13 protein-coding genes are annotated in these 16,635 nt (G+C 70.2%); 3 read left to right on the plus strand and 10 right to left on the minus strand.

The features are described 5' to 3' along the window. Positions 1–8 precede the first annotated feature (8 nt). The 4 genes from ABZ406_RS10715 to ABZ406_RS10730 all read right to left on the minus strand — a co-directional run bounded on the left by ABZ406_RS10715 (position 9) and on the right by ABZ406_RS10730 (position 4,434). Positions 9–1,067, minus strand: a complete 1,059-nt coding sequence (locus ABZ406_RS10715) for a methyltransferase (RefSeq protein WP_357758592.1) — start codon at positions 1,065–1,067, stop codon at positions 9–11. Continuing rightward, a complete protein-coding gene (locus tag ABZ406_RS10720) occupies positions 1,064–2,284 on the minus strand; it encodes a ketosynthase chain-length factor (protein WP_357758596.1) in 1,221 nt (406 codons plus the stop codon). Before ABZ406_RS10720 ends, ABZ406_RS10715 begins: the two co-directional genes overlap by 4 nt. Next, positions 2,281–3,543 carry a beta-ketoacyl-[acyl-carrier-protein] synthase family protein gene (locus ABZ406_RS10725; protein WP_357758599.1) on the minus strand — a complete coding sequence of 421 codons (1,263 nt, stop codon included), beginning with the start codon at positions 3,541–3,543 and terminating at the stop codon, positions 2,281–2,283. The genes ABZ406_RS10720 and ABZ406_RS10725 overlap by 4 nt, the downstream gene beginning before the upstream one ends. 81 nt (positions 3,544–3,624) lie before the next feature. After that, positions 3,625–4,434: an AfsR/SARP family transcriptional regulator gene (locus ABZ406_RS10730; RefSeq protein ID WP_357758602.1), complete on the minus strand. Its 810-nt coding sequence runs from the start codon at positions 4,432–4,434 to the stop codon at positions 3,625–3,627. A 211-nt stretch (positions 4,435–4,645) separates the two neighbouring features. Between ABZ406_RS10730 and metK the strand changes: the two genes are divergently transcribed. Continuing rightward, positions 4,646–5,833 carry a methionine adenosyltransferase gene (gene metK / locus ABZ406_RS10735; protein WP_357758605.1) on the plus strand — a complete coding sequence of 396 codons (1,188 nt, stop codon included), beginning with the start codon at positions 4,646–4,648 and terminating at the stop codon, positions 5,831–5,833. A gap of 131 nt (positions 5,834–5,964) precedes the next feature. Here metK and ABZ406_RS10740 read toward each other — a convergent pair whose 3' ends face one another. The 6 genes from ABZ406_RS10740 to ABZ406_RS10765 form a co-directional block, all read right to left on the minus strand. After that, positions 5,965–6,663: a response regulator transcription factor gene (locus ABZ406_RS10740; protein ID WP_357758608.1), complete on the minus strand. Its 699-nt coding sequence runs from the start codon at positions 6,661–6,663 to the stop codon at positions 5,965–5,967. A 128-nt stretch (positions 6,664–6,791) separates the two neighbouring features. Further along, positions 6,792–7,913 (minus strand): ScyD/ScyE family protein, encoded by a 1,122-nt coding sequence (locus tag ABZ406_RS10745; protein ID WP_357758611.1) that lies wholly within the window; start codon positions 7,911–7,913, stop codon positions 6,792–6,794. A gap of 88 nt (positions 7,914–8,001) precedes the next feature. Then, positions 8,002–10,077: a multicopper oxidase family protein gene (locus tag ABZ406_RS10750; protein ID WP_357758613.1), complete on the minus strand. Its 2,076-nt coding sequence runs from the start codon at positions 10,075–10,077 to the stop codon at positions 8,002–8,004. 109 nt (positions 10,078–10,186) lie between these two features. Further along, positions 10,187–10,846, minus strand: a complete 660-nt coding sequence (locus ABZ406_RS10755) for a response regulator transcription factor (RefSeq protein ID WP_357758615.1) — start codon at positions 10,844–10,846, stop codon at positions 10,187–10,189. Next, positions 10,843–11,961 carry a sensor histidine kinase gene (locus tag ABZ406_RS10760; RefSeq protein ID WP_357758618.1) on the minus strand — a complete coding sequence of 373 codons (1,119 nt, stop codon included), beginning with the start codon at positions 11,959–11,961 and terminating at the stop codon, positions 10,843–10,845. Before ABZ406_RS10760 ends, ABZ406_RS10755 begins: the two co-directional genes overlap by 4 nt. 82 nt (positions 11,962–12,043) lie before the next feature. Next, the gene (locus ABZ406_RS10765) at positions 12,044–13,069 is read right to left on the minus strand and encodes a methyltransferase (protein WP_357758621.1); all 1,026 of its coding nucleotides are present in this window, start codon (positions 13,067–13,069) and stop codon (positions 12,044–12,046) included. 127 nt (positions 13,070–13,196) lie between these two features. Between ABZ406_RS10765 and ABZ406_RS10770 the strand changes: the two genes are divergently transcribed. Then, a complete protein-coding gene (locus tag ABZ406_RS10770; protein ID WP_357758624.1) occupies positions 13,197–14,735 on the plus strand; it encodes an aminotransferase class III-fold pyridoxal phosphate-dependent enzyme in 1,539 nt (512 codons plus the stop codon). A gap of 163 nt (positions 14,736–14,898) precedes the next feature. Continuing rightward, positions 14,899–16,596 (plus strand): MFS transporter, encoded by a 1,698-nt coding sequence (locus ABZ406_RS10775; protein ID WP_357758627.1) that lies wholly within the window; start codon positions 14,899–14,901, stop codon positions 16,594–16,596. Positions 16,597–16,635 lie beyond the last annotated feature (39 nt).

The raw sequence follows: 16,635 nt of genomic DNA on the forward strand, positions 1-16,635 counted from the left end.
TTCCTTTCCTAGATCGGACGCGCTTCGAGCAGGGCCCAGCCGCGGGCCGCGGGGGTGTTGACCAGCTCGAAACCGGACGCGGTGAACAGCGCCTGCCACTCGCGGAGGTCGCGCTCCTTGCCGCCGAAGAGCACGAGCATGTCGATGTCGATGATCTTGGCGTGGTCCCACTGGTTGCGCGGCGGCACGATCTGGTCGATCGCGATGAGGCGGGAGTCGGCGTCGCCGATCGCCGCGCGGATCCGACGCAGCAGCGTGACGATCGTGTCGTCCGGCCAGTTGTGGACGATCGACTTCAGGATGTACGCGTCGGCGCCGGCCGGGAGTTCGTCGGTGAAGAAGTCGCCGCCGCGCACCTCGACCCGCTCGGTGACACCGTGCTCCTTGAGCAGCGGTTCGGCGTCGGCCACCACCTCGGGCAGGTCGAAGAGGACACCGGTGCCCTCGGGGTGACGCTGGAGCATCTTGGCCAGGAAGTAGCCGTTGCTGCCGCCGATGTCGGCGATCCGGCCGAACCGTTCCGGCGCCAACTCCGCCGCGAACCGGTCGGCGAGCCGCCGGCTCCAGTGGGCCATGAAGCCCTCGAAGAACCTGTTGGCCTCCGGGTGGGCCTGGAGGTAGTCGTAGAAGCCCATGCCGAAGACCTTGTTGAAGGCCGGCTCGCCGGTGCGGACGCTGTGCAGGATCTCCGCGTACGGGAGGCGGTTGAAGTCGGCGCCGCTGAACTGCACCATCGGCCGCAGGCCGCCGATCCGGGCGGACGTCAGCCCCTCGCCGAGCGGCGTCAGCGCGAACGACCCGTCCTCCTGCTCGTCGAAGATGCCGACCGCCGAGGCGGCGCGGAGGATCCGCCGCAGCGCGTCCTCGTGCGACTCGGTCGCCGCCGCCAACTGGGCGACCGGCACCGGCCCGTCGACGAGCAGGTCGGCGACGCCGAGCTCGGTGACCACGTAGATGACGTGGGCGATCTGTTTGGCGCTTCCCAGCACCGCGATCTGCCGTTCACGCAGGTCAAGTGCCTGCTGCTCGTCGAAGTTCGCGACGGCGGCGAGGCTGGCGTCGGTCATCGTCCATTCCTTTCGTCGGTCACGACCATGGCCGCGTTGAACCCGCCGTAGCCCCTGGCGAGCACGAGTGCCGCGCGTACGGGTGTCTCCCGCGCGACGTCGCGCACCAGGTCGAGGTGCAGGCCCTCGGCCGGCTGGCGGATGTTTGTGGTGGGCGGGATGACGCCGTGTCTGATCGACAGCAGCGCGGAGACGAGGTCGAGCGCCGCACCGCCCGAGTAGAGCCGACCGGTCATCGTCTTCGGTGCGGTCACCGGCACCCCGCTGGGCCCGAAGACGGCGGTGATCGCCTCGGCCTCGACGCGGTCGAGCTCCGCGACCCCGGCGCCGTCGGCGAAGACGACGTCGATGTCGGCCGGGGTGAGACCGGCGTCGGCGAGGGCCATCTCGGCGGCCCGACGCAGGCCGGGCGGGCGTCCGGAACCGGGCCGCGGATCGAATGTCGCGCCGTATCCGGCGATCACCCCGTAGGCGGCGGCCCCGCGTCGGGCGGCGGCGTGTTCGTCCTCCAACACGAGGATCGCCCCGCCCTCGCCCGGCACGTAGCCCGACGCGTTGGCGTCGAACGGCAGGAACGCCGTGGCCGGATCGCGGCCCGTGCTGAGCAGGCCGTTGGCGAGCTGGGCCGTCCAGCCCCACGGGCAGAGCGACGCGTCGACACCGCCGGTCATCACGAGCTGCACGCCCTTGCGCACCTGGCGTCGGGCCTGCGCCACCGCGTCGAGCCCGCCCGCCTGCTCGGTGACGAGCACCCCGGTCGGCCCCCGCATGCCGTGCCGGATCGAGATCTGACCGGTGTTGACGGCGTAGAACCAGGCGAACGACTGGTACGCGCTGACGTGCTCGGAGCCCTTGCTCCAGAGCTTCTCCAGCTCACGGTGGCCGAACTCGAAGCCGCCCGACGCGCTGGCCGTGACGACACCCATGCCGAACTCGGGCAGCTCCGACGGGTCGACCGCCGCATCCGCGAGGGCCCACTGCGCCGCCGTCAGCGACAACCGGGTCATGTGGTCGGTCTGTGCCATCAACCGGCTCGGGATGTGCTCGGCCGCCTCGTATCCGGGAACCTCGCCGGCCAACTGGGCCGGGTAGCCCGAGGGGTCGAAACGGCTGATCGGGCCGATGCCACCCACCCCGGCCACGGTGGCCGCCCAGAAGGCGTCGCGGCCCAACCCGTTGGGCGCGGCGACACCGACCCCGGTGACGACAGTGGTCATGCCACACGCGCCAGGAGCATCGCGCTCTGGAAACCGCCGAACCCGCTGCCCACGCTCAACACCACGTCGGTCTGCTGCTCGCGGGCGGTGAGCGGCACGTAGTCGAGGTCGCACTCCGGGTCACGCTCGTGCAGGTTGGCTGTCGGCGGCACCACCCCGTGCTTGATGGCCAGGGCCGACGCCGCGATCTCGATCGAGCCGATCGCGCCGAGCGAGTGGCCGATCATCGACTTGATCGAGCTGACCGGGGTGCGGTACGCGTGGTCGCCGAGACTCCGCTTGAACGCCGCTGTCTCGTGCCGGTCGTTCTGCTTCGTACCCGAGCCGTGCGCGTTGATGTAGTCGACGGCGTCGCCGGGCAGACGGGCGTCGGCGAGCGCGACCCGGATCGCCTCGGCCATCTCCCGCCCGTCCGGCCGCAGGCCGGTCATGTGGAACGCGTTGGAGCGCGAGGCGAACCCCACCAACTCGGCGTAGATCTGCGCACCCCGCCGACGCGCGTGCTCGAGCTCTTCGAGGACGAACATCGCCGAACCCTCGCCGAGGACGAACCCGTCGCGGCTGTTGTCGAACGGCCGCGACGCGTGCGTCGGATCGTCGTTCCGAGCCGTGGTCGCCTTGATCGCGTCGAAGCAGGCCACCGTGATCGGCGAGATCGGGGCGTCGGTCGCGCCGGCGATCATCACGTCCGCCGAACCCTCCCGGATCAGCTCCCGGGCGTGGCCGACCGAGTCGAGACCCGACGTGCAGCCGGTGGAGACCACCGTCGCCGGACCTTCCGCCCCGACCGACCAAGCCACCTCACGGGCGAACGAGCTCGGCACCAGATAGTCGTAGAGGTGCGGGGTGGCGTACCGGTGGTCGGTCAACCACTTCCGCCCGCCGTCGCTGACCACGACGTACTCCTCTTCGAGGCTCATCGTGGCACCGACGGCCGTGCCGACGCTGACGCCGACGCGGGTCGGGTCGGCGACCTCGAAGCCGCTGTCGGCCAGCGCCTCCCGGGTGCAGACCACCGCCATCTGGGCCGCCCGGTCCATCCGGCGGACCTCCTGCGGCGACAGCCCCTCGACCACCGGGTCGAAGTCGGCCTCTGCCGCCACCCGGGACCGGAAGGGCGTGGCATCGAAGAACGACAGGGTGCGAGTGGCCGTCCGGCCAGCGGTCAACAGTTCCCAGAACGCCTTGGTGCCCAGTCCACCGGGGGCGATGACGCCAATCCCGGTGATGACCACCCGACGGTCGGATGTGCTCGTCATGGAAGACCTCCTGGCCGCGATGTCCGTGTGAAAGCTAGGGACGGCCGGTCGAACGGCGGTGGAGCGTCGGTCGAGGGCCTGTCACGAGGCCCTGGCGAGCCCCGGGCGCAGTGGCCCGCCGGCGGCCAGCACCTCCCGCTGGAGCCGCTGGAGGTCAGGCGAAGGGTCCAGGCCCAACTCCTCACTGAGCACCCGGCGCAGGTGGTGGTAGGCCTGCAACGCCTCGCCGCGCCGCCCGGAGCGGCTGAGCGCCACGATGAGCTGGCGGTGGAACCACTCGTTGAGCGGGTACGTGCCCACGAGATAGCGCAGCTCGCCGATCAGCTCGCGGTGACGGCCGAGCGTGATGTCGGCCTGGATGCGCAGTTCCAGCGCCCGGATCCACTGCTCCTGCAGGTGGATCGCGTGGGCCTCCAACGCCGGCCCGAACGTCACGTTGGCGCCCACCGGCCCCGTCCACATGGCCAGTGCCCGGCGCAGCACCTCAGCGCCCTCCTCGGGCCGGTCCGACTCGATGTGCGAACGACCCTGGTCGAGCATCGCCTCGAACACCTCGGCGTCGAGCTGGCCCGGCTCCACCCGCAGCAGGTAGCCGCGCGCACGGCTCTCCAGCACGGTCCGCTCCGAGGTCTCGATGCCCTCCTTCGCGAACAGCTTGCGCAGGTGGTAGATGTAGGTCTGCACAGTGGTGACGGCGCTGCGCGCCGGATCGTCACCCCACAGTTCCCGGATTATCGAGTCGACCAGAACGACCCGGTTGGCCCGCATCACCAGCAGCGCCAGTACGGTCCGCACCTTCGGCGGCGTCGGCGTGCAGATCCGGCCCTCGTGGATCACTTCCAGCGACCCGAGAATCTCGTACCTGACCACAGTGGTCCCCCCATTCCCCATAGCACTCGTCGAGACGTTCTCAAGCTAGGGAGGAGCGGGGCGTGTCGGAACGACCGCAGGTAGCTACATCGTGGGTTCTTCCGAGGATCGATGTGTGTCGAAAGTTGTACGGCGGATACCCCTTTGATCGCTCGATGATCCCTCCAGGCGACCTCCACCGGGTGCGGGGAGACTCGCCGGGCCCCCACGCCCCCTGGGTTAGGAGTCAGACATGTCGCGCCGCCTCTTCACCTCCGAGTCGGTCACCGAAGGTCATCCCGACAAGATCGCCGATCAGATCAGCGACGGGATCCTCGACGCACTACTGACGCAGGACCCGCACAGCCGGGTCGCCGTCGAGAGCCTGATCACCACCGGGCAGGTCCACGTCGCGGGCGAGGTCACCACCCAGGCCTACGCCGACATCCCGCGCATCGTGCGGGACACGGTGCTGGGCATCGGGTACGACTCGTCGAACAAAGGCTTCGACGGCGCCTCCTGCGGCGTCAGTATCTCGATCGGCGCCCAGTCGCCGGACATCGCGCAGGGCGTCGACACGGCGATCGAGCTGCGCGACGGCTCGTCCGGCGGCGGGCTCGACGCCCAGGGCGCCGGTGACCAGGGCATGATGTTCGGCTTCGCCTGCTCGGAGACGCCGGAGCTGATGCCGCTGCCGATCGCGCTGGCCCATCGGCTGGCCCGCCGCCTGGCCGCCGTCCGCAAGGACGGCACGGTGCCCTACCTGCGGCCGGACGGCAAGACCCAGGTCACGGTCGAGTACGACGGCCTCCGCCCGGTCCGGCTCGACACGGTGGTGGTCTCCACGCAGCACGCCGCGCACATCTCCCTCGACGAACTACTCGCCCCCGACATCCGTCGCCACGTGATCACGCCGGAGTTGGAGGCGCTCGACCTCGACACCGAGGGCTACCGGCTGCTGGTCAACCCGACGGGCCGGTTCGAGATCGGCGGCCCGATGGGCGACGCGGGCCTGACCGGGCGAAAGATCATCGTCGACACGTACGGCGGGTACGCCCGGCACGGTGGCGGCGCCTTCTCCGGCAAGGACCCGTCGAAGGTCGACCGGTCGGCGGCGTACGCGATGCGGTGGGTGGCGAAGAACGTGGTCGCCGCGGGCCTGGCGGAACGGTGCGAGGCGCAGGTGGCCTACGCGATCGGAAAGGCCCACCCGGTGAGCCTCTTCGTGGAGACGTTCGGCACCGAGACGGTGCCGCTCGACCGGATCGAGAAGGCCATCGCGGAGGTCTTCGACCTGCGCCCGGCGGCGATCATCCGCGACCTGGACCTGCTGCGCCCGATCTACCAGCAGACGGCGGCCTACGGCCACTTCGGCCGTGAACTCCCGGACCTGACCTGGGAACGCACCGACCGTGCCGCCGACCTCAAGGCTGCCTGTTGAGCGACGTCCGCTGCCACTAGGGCGTGTGTCGAGGTCCTCGGTCAAGCCGAGGCGGAGTCCAGGCGGCGGTTCGGCAAGGCCGGCCGTCGTCTGGGCCCGCCGCAGGCCGGCCAGGGGCTTCGACACACGCCCTAGGGCGGCGGGCGGCGAGGGCGGGGCACCAACCGGTCGTGTGGCAGCGTCACCAGTGACGCTGCCACCGCCTTGTTCACCGCGTCGATGCGGGAGACCGCGCCGAGCTTCGCGAAGATGCGACGCAGGTGGCTCTTCACTGTGGCCTCGGTCAGGTCGACCCGGCGCGCGATCTGGGCGTTCGTCATCGCCTCGGCCGCGAGCTGAAGGATCTCCAGCTCGACCGGAGACAGGATGGCGGACTCCGCGTTCTGCACCTGCACCAGGCTCTGGCCGGAGACGGAGAGCAGCACCGAGCCGGTGCCGTCCCGCGCCTTGCGGATCGCGGCGACCAACTCCGCACGACCCACGCTCTTGAGCAGGTAGGCGCGCACCCCGGCGGCGATCAGGCGGCGCAGCAGGTCGGGGCTGTCGTACATGCTGAGGATGACGACAGCACTGTCGGGCGACACCTCACGGATGCGCCGCACCGTGACCACCGGGTCGTCTCCCGGAATCTCGACGTCGAGCAGCACCACGTCCGGGCGCTCCGACGCCGCCTTGGCGACCGCGGTGGCCGAATCGCCCGCCTCGTCGACCACGTCGAGGTCGGCGTGGACCTCGAGCACCCAGCGCAACCCCTCGCGGACGAGAGCGTGGTCGTCGACTATGAGGATGGTGGTGGCGCCGGCGGGAGACCCGCCGTCGGACCGCGTCAACCTAACCCCCAGACCCCATCCCCGCCGCCAGCGTGCACACCGATTGGCACCGTATCGCGACCGTGTGCCACCACAGCATCGTGGCGTCCTCCCGACACGAAGAACGCCACGATCGCCGCGCGATTCTGTCAGTCTCGTGTGGACAGACGGACCAACTCGCCGATGCCGAGGCCCTTGTTGGCGATGTAGAAGCTGCCGTCCTTGGCGATGGCGAACGACATCGGGGAGTCCAGGCCGGTGCTCGCCAGCTCCCGGTGGCTACCGTCGCGCTCCACCCGGATCAACGCGCCGGTGGAATCCCCCGAGCTCAGCCCGTTCTTCGCGATCTCCAGCACGACCAGTCGGCCTCGCTTGTCGAAAGCGATGTCGATGATGTTGGTGAAGCCGGTCGCGAAGATCGTCGGCTCCTGCCCCGGCACCAGCCGCCACACCCGGGCGCCGCCGTTCGGGAAGGGGTGCCCGGTCAGCTGGCCGATGTAGAGGGCACCGTCCGGCCCCCTGGTGATGGTGACCGGCACGAACTGGATGGGCGTCGTCGAGCCGGGCGGCAGGCCCCACTCCGGCGGCGCCGGCACCTGCTCCTGCGGCCAGACGTGCTCGGCCGTGACCACGCCACGACGATCGATCCGGAGCACGTCGTTGGCTGCCGCGTCGAGCGCGTAGACGTCCCGCCCGTCCGCGACGACGGCGTACGGCTGACTCTCCGGAATCACACCGTCGGGGTTGTTCTCGCCCTCGAAGGCGGAGAGGTCACCGACGACCGACCAACGATGCTTCCCCTCGACCCGCAGGATCGTCCCCATCGTGGCCCCAGCCGCACCGAGCAGGTCACGCGAGACCGGGGCGGTGCTGTAACCCATCGCCACCAGCAGCTTGCCCTGGCGATCGAAGGCCAGGTCGTGAGCGCCGTACACGGAGAAGCCGGCGCCGGTGCTGCGCAGCGACGGCAGGCCCGTCACGACCCGCTTCTGCCAGCCGTGCCGGACCGCCGTGACCGCACCGGTGGAGCCGTAACAGAGGTTCGTACCGAACGTGCCAGGAATGCACACGTCGTCGCCGCCGAGCCCGGCCTCGGCGACGTGGACGGTGCCGGCCCGGTCGATGGCGACACCGCGCGGGTTGTCGAGGTTGCGGGCGACGACTGTCAGTCGCCCGGTGGTCGAGGTGGCCGCTGTGGCGGGGGCGGCAATGCCGGCCACCAGTACCAGCGGCACGGCCAGCGACAACGTTCGTCGCATCGCGTCGAGCATGGGTTCTCCTCAGCAAGAGGGGTACGGATGCCAACGACGCTGCCGGCGTTGCCTCGAGGCCCGGTGGAGGGACACTCGACAGGCCCGGCTACTCCGGCTGGTTGGGGGTGCCGCGCCCCAGCTCATAGGGGGACGTCACGCCCTCGTAGGCGAGATGCATCACCATGCCGTTGGCCGCGTGGTCGAGGTTGTGACAGTGGTCCATCCACAGCCCCGGATTGTCCGCCGTGAAGCCGATCTCGTAGATCTGGCCGGGAATCACGTCGAGGCTGTCGATCCACCACGGCGACCCGGTCGCACGGACCCCGTTGCGGGACAGCACCAACGCGTGATGGCCGTGCAGATGCATCGGGTGGTTCTGGTGGCTGCGGTTGACGATCCGCACCTTGACCACGTCGCCCGTCCGGACCATGAGCGTTGGCGTCTTGGGGAAGCTGTGCCCGTTGATGATCGGCACCAGGTGGAGACCACCGTTGTAGAAGGACAGCCGGTCGTCGAGGAGTTGGGTGAACGAGCGGTCGTACGACGAGCCGGCGTCGAAGGGCCTGGTGCCGCCGGAGCCGTACGAGAGCGGGTCGAACTGGTCACCGTCGTCGATGATCTTCGGCGTCGAGGTGTCCCCCGGTGGCGCCAGCACCAGCCCGCCGTCGCGGTTGGCCAGGTCGGTGAGGCGTACCGCATTCGCCGGCATCGTGAACGTCACGTCGTGGCGTCCACCGGTCGCCAGACCGAAACGCGGGTTGGTCAGCGGGGTCGGGCCGTTGACGTCGACCCCGTCGATCGCCGCTACCTGCACGGGAGTGCCGTTGACGGTCAGGGAACGCGGACGGCTGTCGCCGGCCGGGTTGTTGTCGGTGTTGATCAGGCGCAGCCGCACCGGCGTCCCCGGGGCGACCTCCTGGCGTTGCAGCGTGTCGCTGGTGCCGAAGGAGACGAGGTTGTCGTCAGGCGTACGCCACTCGTGGGCCTGCACGACGAAGTCCCGCTCACCGGGTGGTGGGCCGTCACGCGGCTCGACGATCAGCGCGCCGAACAGGCCCCTCCGAATGGCCTCCAGCGGGTTCTGGTGGGTGTGGTACCAGAAGGTGCCGACCTGTTCGGCGACGAACCGGTAGGTGAAGGTGCCGCCCGGCTCCACCGCGTTCTGCGTGGCGCCGGCCACGCCGTCCTCACCGTTGGGCACGTCGAGGCCGTGCCAGTGGATCGTCACGTTCTCGTCGGGGATCTCGTTGTGCAACGTCACCTCGACGAGGTCGCCCTCCCGGACCCGCAGCTCCGGGCCGGGCGACTCTCCGTTGTACGTCAGGGCCTTGATCTCGGCGCCCGACGAGAGACGTACCGTGGCGTTCTTCGCGGTCAGCGTGAAGGCCTTGTCCGGCTTGCCGGTCTGCGGGCCACGCAGGTCGTCGACCGAGGTGCCGCCGTGACCGCCGTGACCGATCGAGGGGCCGCCGCCGTAGTCGACGTTGTCGTGGGACGTCATGCTCATCCGGTCGGGCAGCCTGCTGCTCCGGGCCACGTAGGTGAGACCGGCGGCGAGGACGAGCACCGCGACGGCCGCCTGCGAGGTGGCGCGGAGGGCCCTGGCACGACGGCCACGGCGCACGAAGTCGCTCGAGTTGACGGCCCGCAGGCGTTGCGCCTGCCAGAACCACAGCACCGCCACCGACAGGAGGATCGGCGCGGCGTGGGTCGCGATGTCGTCGAGGTAGGACGGGACCGGTCGGGACACGTACGCGAAGTAGACGCCAACGACCGTCGCCACGGCCGTCACCTGGACCGGCACGACGAATCGGGGGCTTGCGGCGGCGGAGCGCGTCTCGCCGTCGACGGGTGCGTCGTCGCGGTTGGCCAGAGCGCGCAGGCCCGGCACGGTCCAGACGGCCACCGCGAGCATCGGCAACAGTAGGAGCGGCATCTGCACGATCACGCGGTTGTCGGCGAAGATCCAGTCGACGGCGAGCATCAGCCCGATCGCCACGCACTTGACGACGAGCACCACGAGCGCGGCGACGAGCAGACGCAGCAGCCGACGGGCGCTCTTGCGCAGCGCCTCGGGCGTCGGCCGCCAGGCCAGCCGCGTGGCGAGGATCGCCGCGGACAGCCAGATCAGGAACAGGACCCCGGCCAGGATCCCGTCGGCGTTCTCTCCGACCTCAAACATGAGGCCAACATACGGAAGGTGTGCGACACCTGGCATCCGGTGACGACCGGCAGGGATGTACGGCGTTCGCCGTAGCCGGGAACCCCCGCGAAACGCGGACCGTAGCCGACTAGCTGCCGGGCGCGACGAGCCCGGTCTGGTAGGCGAGCACGACGAGCTGCGCCCGGTCACGGACGCGGAGCTTCACCATCGCGCGGTGGACGTGGGTACGGGCCGTGGCGGGGCTCATCGACAGCCGTCGCCCGATCTCCTCGTTCGTCAGCCCGCTGGCCACCAGACTCATCACCTCGCGCTCGCGGTCGGTCAACACCGCCAGCCGGCCGCCGTCGACCGGCGCCGGCGCGACCTTGCTGACGAACGCACTCACCAGCCGGCTCGTCACCCGCGGCGAGATCAACATGTCGCCGCCGGCCACCACCCGCACCGCCTGGCGCAGCTCGTCGGGCTCGATGTCCTTGAGCAGGAACCCACTCGCGCCGGCGCGCAGCGCCTCGAAGACGTACTCGTCGAGCTCGAAGGTGGTCAGGACGATGACCCGCACGGCCGGGAACCGCTCGACGATCGCGGCAGTGGCCTTGACGCCGTCGAGCACCGGCATTCGCACGTCCATCAGGACGATGTCCGGCCGGGTCGCCGCGACCAACTCGACCGCCTGGGCACCGTTGGATGCCTCGCCGACAACCTCCAGGTCGTCGCTGTGGTCAAGCAGGCCCCGGAAGCCGGCCCGCACGAGTGTCTGGTCGTCCGCCAGCACCATCCGGATCGTCACGTCGTCTCCTTCACCTCGACCGGCAGCCGCGCGGCCACCCGGAACCCCTCGCCTGCCGGCCGGGGCCCGGCCTCGAGCGATCCGCCGGCGGCCGCGGCACGCTCCCGCATCCCGGCCACCCCGTGCCCCCGCCGGTTCGCCGCGGCACCGACCCCGTCGTCGACGATCTCCACTGTGACAGCGTCACGCGCGTAGGTGATGGTGACCTCGACCGTCGTCGCCTCGGCGTGTTTGACAGTGTTGGTGATGGACTCCTGCACGATCCGGTAGACCGAGAGCGCCACCTCCGGCGGGATCGGGCGCGGCGTGCCGCCGATCCCCGACCGCACCTTCACGCCGGCCTGTTCGGCGACCGCGAAGACCCGCGCCAGATCGGGCACCTCCCCGGCGTCACGGAGCATTCCGATCGCCGAGCGGACCTCGTGCATCGCGTCGCGGGCGGCACCCCGGATGCTCCGCAGCGCGGCCCGTGCCTCGGCCGGCTTGCTGTCGAAGATGTCGTCGGCGAGGCTCGCCTGCACACTTATCGCGGCGATCGTGTGACCGAGAACGTCGTGGACCTCACGGGCGATGCGAAGTCGCTCCTGGGCGACCTCGTGCTGCCTCTCCTGGCGCATCACGGCGAGACGCTGCTGCGCCTCGGCCAGCCGGATCCGGCGGGTACGGATCGTCTCGGCGAGCAGCACCACTGCCGCGAGCAGCGAACCCTCTTCGACGGTGGCCGACAGGGCGGGGAAGAAACCCTCACCGAGCAGCGTCGAGCGCATGATCAGCTCAAGGACGACGAAGAACCCGGCGACGACGAGCGCCCAGGTGAACCGGCCGGCGGCCGCGACGGAGAACAGGGCGGCGGCCAGCGGGAGAGCGGGCGGGATTCCCGGGTACTCGAGCGCGTAGTAGATCATCAATGCGGTGACCGAGCCGACCAGCACCAACAGCGGCCAGTGGCGCCGGACCACCAACAGGAGCCCGATCACCGCGCCGATCGCGTAGGCGCGCGCGTCCGGCGGCCGGGCGCCGGGTTCGTCGGCGACCCGGATCGCCACCGCCACCACTGCCGCGACGACTGTCGCGATGAGGGCATCGGTCGCGACTCGTCGGATGGCCGGGTTCATGTCCGCAACGGTACGACGCGCGCACGGTCCGTTAGCGAGGGCCCCTTCCTAACCGGAAACCGTCAGCAAGGGGCCCGTCCCGTCAGCCGCGACGAAGAGCAAGCAGGGTCTGCCCGGTGGGGATCACCGTGCTGCTGTCCACCTGGAGCCCGGCCTTCTCACCCAGTTCGGCGTACTCGCGCCAGGTCCTCGCCTTGCCGGCCATGAGCGAGAGGAGGCGCAGGTCCATCTGGGTGATGAACATCAGCCGGGCCGGGTCGTCGGGGAAGTTGTCGTTCTCGTCCCTCACCAGGATCTGCACGATCAGCACCTTGCCGGTCGTGCCGATGGCGTCCGCCGCCCGCTGGAGGATCTTCTCGGCGGCGCCGTCGTTCCAGTCGTGCAGAACGTTCGAGAGGATGTACACGTCGGCGCCCGCCGGGAGCGGGTCGAAGATGCTCCCGCTGACGACCTCGGCGCGGTCGGCGATGCCCGCCGCCTCGAACCGGGCCCGCCCCTGGTCGACGACGCCGGGCAGGTCGACCACGGTGCCGCGCAGGTGCGGCTGGGCCTTGAGGATCTCGGTCAGCAGGGCGCCGGTGCCGCCGCCGACGTCGATGACGTGGTTGACAGTGCTCCAGTCGTAGCCCTGAACGACCTGGTCGAAGTAACTGGCGTGGGTGGCCATCAGCGCGCCGAACGACGTGGCCCGGTCGGGGTTGGTGGCCAGGTCGTCCCAGAACTCGATGCCGTACCGCACCGGGTACGCCGCGTCGCCGGTCCGGATCGAGTGGGTGAGCGAGCTGAACGTGCCCTCGATCCGGCCGGCCATCGAGTCGACGTCGAGCCAGGGACGTTGGGCGGCGGGGTGGTCGGTCTTGAGGAACTCGGCGGCCTCCGTCAGGGCGTACACCCGCGGCTCGGTCTCCTTGAAGACGCCGCGGACCGAGAGGTAGCGCAGCAGCCGGTGCAGCGCGTCGGGGTTGGCCTTCGTCGCCGCGGCGAGCTCGTCGAGCGTGGTGGTGCCCGCGGCGATCAGGTCGGCGAGGCCGAGCGTCGCCGCGGCCCGCACTGCCCACGGCGTGATCGTGTCGGTCAGCGAGTAGAGATTGACCCGATTTTCCGTCATGGCGGCGAGCTTCGACGACGGCGCTCGAGACCGGCTCGAAACCCCGTCGATCGACCGGTTCTCCAGTGGGGTTCGAGTGGTCCGGCGCAGGCTGCGCCTGTCACGGCCGCCATGCGAAGGGGACACGATGGGCGCCAGCCACCAGGAGCGCGGAGCGATCGAGGTCATTCAGGACCTCATGCAGCAGAAATGGGTCTACGAGCTGTTCGGCGAGATCGGCGCGCGCCAGGGTGCCTCGGCCGCGCACGTCGAGCAACTGAGGGCGGTCGACGCGGCCGCACACGTGTTCTGGCCGTTCCAGGCTCCGCCGTTCCCGGTCATCGCGGCGACAGCGAGCGGGTCCACGCTTACCGACATCGACGGCAACGACTACCTCGACTGCCACATGGGGTACGGCGCCCAGGCGCTGCACGGGCACAACCCGGCCCCGGTCGTCGACTTCGTCCGCGAGCGACTCGGCAAGGGCACCGGCAACGGCTACACCAACGCGTTGGAGCTGGAACTCGCGACGCTGCTGCGGGAGATCGTCCCGCACAACGAGAAGTTCGCCTTCCAACACTCGGGCACGGGGGCCACCCAGTCGGCGATCCGGCTCTGCCGGGCGTTCACCGGACGGCGGATGGTCGCCAAGTTCGAGGGCACCCTGCACGGGTCGCACGACCTGGCCGTCCACAACACCGCGCCCTGGTACCACGGGCATCCCGCAGTGCCGTTCCCGGAGATCGGCAAGGACGGCATCCCGCTGGTCTCGGCGTTCGCCGGCGTCACTCCGGCCGAGCCGCGTGACCTGCTGATCCTTCCCAACGACACAGCGCTCGCCGTCGAGTTGATCGAGCGTTACGCGGGCGATCTGGCCTGCATCCTGGCCGAGCCGGCCGCCTCGTCGTTCCCGTTCGAGGAGACGACGATCCCGATGATCCGCGAGGTCGCGGTGGCCGCCCGGCGGCTCGGGGTGCCGGTCATCCTCGACGAGGTGCTGACGGGCTTCCGTTCGGGGCTCGGCGGCGCCGCGCAGAAGTTCGACATCCCGACCGACCTCGTCACCTACGGCAAGGTGATCAGCGGGCTCGGCCTGCCGCTGTCGGCGATCGGCGGTCGGGCCGACATTCTCGACATCTCGCAGACCAGCGGGCAGTCGTGGACCGACTTCGGCCAGAAGACCGGCCTCCAGGGCAGCCACACCGGCAACTACCTGTCGGTGGCCGCGTCGTTGGCCACCCTTCAACTGCTCCGCGACAAGGGACCGGCCTACTACACCGATCTGCGGGCCAAGGTCGACCGGGTTCAGGCGCGGTTGGCGGCGTTCCGGGCGGCCGAGGGCATTCCGCTGCGGATGGTGGGGTTCGGCGACTACATCGGGTGCTTCCAATTCCTCCCGGAAGACTCCTACACCGACTACCGGGCCTACTCGCGGGCGCTCAACCCCGCGACGTTCATCCTCACGCTGCTGCTGCGCAAGCGCGGCATCTACACGCTCGGCATGCCGATGTTCTTCGCTGGCGGTGCCCACAGCGACGCCGACGTCGACCGGCTGACCGATGCCGTCCTGGAGAGCACGTTGGAACTCCGCGCCAACGACTTCCCCTTCGAGCTGGCGTGGCCGGAGACCTCCGCCTGGGGTGCGGCCTCCTCCGAGTGGGGCTCGGGTTCCTCAACCTGGTCGTAGCCGCCTGCGCGTTACCGGGCCCGGGTCAGCTCCTGACCCGGGCCCTCCCCATGTGCCGTACCCGTCATACGCAAATAGCCGTACTTGACTAATCGCACGCGGCGGCGTGTAGTCGGAAGGGTGGGTCCGCTGTCGACCCCCGTCCGACTTCAGGAGGAACACGATGACGGAGAGCTGGACCGACGAACGCAGCGCCGCCCCACCCAATCCGCGCCGATGGCTGATCCTGGCCGTCATTCTGGCCGGGGCGTTCATGATTCTGCTGGCAACGACGATCGTCAATGTAGCGATCGCGCCGATCCAGCGCGACCTCCAGTCGACCTACACCGCAATGGAATGGGTGATCGCCGGCTACGCGCTCGGCTACGGCCTGCTGCTCATCCCCGCCGGCCGGATCGGCGACCGCTTCGGCCACCGCAAGCTGTTCCTCATCGGCGTCGCGGGGTTCACGCTCGCCTCGGCGGCATCGGCGCTCGCTGACACACCCGGCCAGCTGATCGCGTTCCAGGTGGTGCAGGGCATGATGGCCGGCATCCTCAACCCGCCGGTCCTGGCGCTCATCCAGACCACGTTCCCGGCGAAGGAGACCGGCAAGGCCTACGGGATCTACGGTGCGATCGGCGGCATCGCGACCGCCAGCGGCCCGCTCCTCGGTGGCCTGCTGATCGCGTGGGACCTCAACGGCTGGGACTGGCGACCAGTCTTCCTGCTCAACGTGCCCATCGGCCTGGCCACGTTCATCGCCGCGCTGATCCTGGTGCCCGAATCGCGAGGCCGCCGCGGTGGTCTCGACGTGATCGGCATGCTGCTCGTCTCGGCCGCCGTCCTGCTGCTCGCCGTCCCCCTGGTCGAGGGCCAGCGCCTGGGTTGGCCGGCCTGGACGTTCATCTCGATGGCAGCGGCGCTACCCGCGCTCGCCGTCTTCGCGATGTGGGAGTTGCGCCGCGCCCGACGCGCCCAGGTCCCACTGGTGAGCATGCGCCTCTTCGCCCACCGCTCGTTCTCGGCCGGTGTCGGCATCAGCCTCTGCTACTTCGCGGGCTTCATCGGCCTGCTCTTCGCGCTCTCTCTGCACCTCCAGATCGGCCTGGAGAAGTCCGCCCTGACGACGGGCCTGATCCTGCTGCCGTTCTCGTTCGGCACGCTCGTCGGCGCGGCCATCTCCGACAACGTCGCACGCGCGCTCGGTCGCGGCGTCCTGATGCTCGGCGCCGGCATCGTGATCGTCGGCATGGTGGGCATCATCGCGACGATCCACTGGTGGGGCTCCGGCCTGGAACTGCTGCCGGCCCTGCTCTTCGCCGGCTTCGGCTCGGGCCTGGTGATCGCACCGAGCGTCGAGATCGTGCTGGCCGGCGTGCCCTGGCAGGACGCGGGCGCGGCCAGCGGTGTGCTGGGCACCGCCCAGCGTCTCGGCCAGGCGATCGGCGTCGCGGTGGCCGGCGTGGTCCTCTTCGGGACGCTCGGCTCCTACTCGGCGACCGCCGCGGAGAAGGCGAGCCCCGAACTCCAGGCGTCACTTGTCGCCGCGGGCCTGCCGCCGGCGGACGCGAGCAGGGCGACGACCACCTTCGCCGACTGTTTCATCCGCCAGTCCCGCGCGTCGGACCCGACGGCGACGCCGTCCGGCTGCGAGGACTCGGCGCCGGGTGCGGTGGGCGAGGCCTTCGACAGCGCTGCCACGTCGGCGCTGGAGACCAACTTCAACCGCGCGGTCCAGTGGACGGTCGGCGCCGTGCTGATCGGCGTGATCCTCACGTTCCTTCTCGTCTACCTGCTGCCGCGCCGACCCGAAGAGCCCTGGGCCGAGGCGAGCAGGCCCGACTGGAATGTGACGAGCGAGCCCGAGCCCGCCCAGTGACCGGCCGCCAGCCCCGACCCCGCACCTGCCGGGGCCGGG

The sequence above is a fragment of the Micromonospora sp. NPDC005710 genome, from assembly GCF_040630995.1.
GTDB lineage: Bacteria > Actinomycetota > Actinomycetes > Mycobacteriales > Micromonosporaceae > Micromonospora.